2 protein-coding genes and 1 pseudogene are annotated in these 1,596 nt (G+C 71.1%); 1 reads left to right on the top strand and 2 read right to left on the bottom strand.

Annotated elements, in window-relative coordinates; all coding sequences use genetic code 11:
- Positions 1-2: 2 nt before the first annotated feature.
- Together AB0C29_RS47520 and AB0C29_RS47515 are read right to left on the bottom strand one after the other, a co-directional pair.
- Positions 3-617, bottom strand: a complete 615-nt coding sequence (locus tag AB0C29_RS47520; RefSeq protein WP_360834852.1) for an ATP-binding cassette domain-containing protein — start codon at positions 615-617, stop codon at positions 3-5.
- Positions 618-700: 83 nt separating this feature from the next.
- Positions 701-1,036, bottom strand: coding sequence for an SCP2 sterol-binding domain-containing protein (locus AB0C29_RS47515; RefSeq protein ID WP_360834850.1), 336 nt, complete (start codon positions 1,034-1,036; stop codon positions 701-703).
- A 117-nt stretch (positions 1,037-1,153) separates the two neighbouring features.
- Between AB0C29_RS47515 and AB0C29_RS47510 the strand changes: the two are divergent.
- Positions 1,154-1,596, top strand: a pseudogene (locus tag AB0C29_RS47510) (hypothetical protein); the annotation flags it as partial.

Below are 1,596 nucleotides of genomic sequence, written 5' to 3'. Positions count from 1 at the left end.
CTTCATGGCGGACCGGCTGTTCGGTACGCAGAACGACCTCGTCGTGCCGACCGCCGGCGTGTACGAGGCCGGCTCGTACCGGGTCGACGACCGGCCGCGCCGAGGCGGCGCACCAGCAGGCGCATGTCCGCCATACCGGCCGGATCCAGGCCGTTGGTGGGCTCGTGGAGCACGTCCAGGCGCGGATACATGAGCAGGGCAGCGGCCACCCCCAGGCGCTGTTTCATGCCGAGCGAGTAGGTGGCATAGCGGTCGCCGGCCCGGCCGGTCAGCTCGACCTGGTCGAGCACTGCCGCGACCCGGCCGGGCCCCACGCCGGCGTGGCGGGCCATGACCCGCAGATTGTCGCGGCCGCTCAGGTACGGGTAGAAGCCCGGTCCTTCGATGAGCGCGCCGACCCCGTCGAGCCGCCCCGGAGCCCGGCCGAACAGACGCACCTCACCGGAACTGGGCCGGATCAGCCCCAGCAGCATGCGCAGCGTGGTGGTCTTACCGGCGCCGTTCGGACCGAGAAAGCCGTAGACCTCACCGGCCTCGACCCGCAGATCCAGACTGTCGACGGCGGTCAGCGTGCCGTAGCGCTTCGTGAGTCGCCGAGCCTCGACGGGTGCTGTCATGAGCCCATCGTGGCCAACGACAGGACTGCGCGCGTCCGTCCAGAGGCGTCATTTCTCGTACGCCTCAGGTCGTACGGCTGCGGCTAGAGCAGCTTGCGCAGCTTGAGCAGATCGAAGGGGTTGGCCTTGATCGACACCTGCCGCGAGGCGATCGCCCGGGTGACGTCGAGCCGGCCCGTGACCAGCGCGATCAGGTCGTCGCTGGCCGCGATCAGGGCGATCTTGGCCTTCGGGTCGTCGCCGTCGGCGATGTCGACCAGACGGCCGCCGGCCAGGCGGGCGTGGAAGGCCGTGTCCAGGTCACTCACCCGGCAGGCGAGCGTACGGTCCAGGTCGAGCTTGCCGCGGGTCTCGGCGTTCGCGTCCAGCCGGGCGGCGAGATCGTGCAACGCCTGCCGGCACTCGTCCACGCTGGCCAATTCCGGACCTCCTCCACGACACCACCTCGACGCTCCGCACGGTACCGCAATGCACCTGCGGGTACGCCCGGTAGCGTTGCACCAGCACACGTGTGGCGCGAGCCGGAGGGGAGCAACATGCAGGACGCATGGCGGGCGTATCTGGAGATGGCGCTCGGACTGACCGAGGCACCGCGCAAGCGGGCGCAGCAGGTGGCCGGCGAACTCGTGAACCGCGGCGGCGCGACGGCCGCGCAGTTGCAGGGCCTGGTCGAGGATCTGATGTCGACCGGCCTGGCCAACCGCGAGGCCCTGACGAACATCGTGCGCTTCGAGGTGGACCGGGCGCTCGGCCTGGTCGGCCTGGCGACGGCCGACGAGGTGTCCGACCTCAACACCCGGGTACGCGACCTGGAACGTCAGCTGCGCCTGGCGCAGGCGCGCGCCGGCACGCAGGGCGATGCGGTGACGCCTGCCGCTGACGTGACGCTGGCCGAGCCCGGCCCGGCGGACGTCGTACCGCCGGCCAAGAAGGCTGTGGCGAAGAAGGCCGTGGCGCGCAAGGCGGTCAAGGCGACCCC

It is taken from the genome of Actinoplanes sp. NPDC048791 (assembly GCF_040650095.1).
Taxonomy (GTDB): domain Bacteria; phylum Actinomycetota; class Actinomycetes; order Mycobacteriales; family Micromonosporaceae; genus Actinoplanes.
Note: the sequence above shows the minus strand (reverse complement) of the source record. Positions and strands in the feature narration are given on the sequence as shown.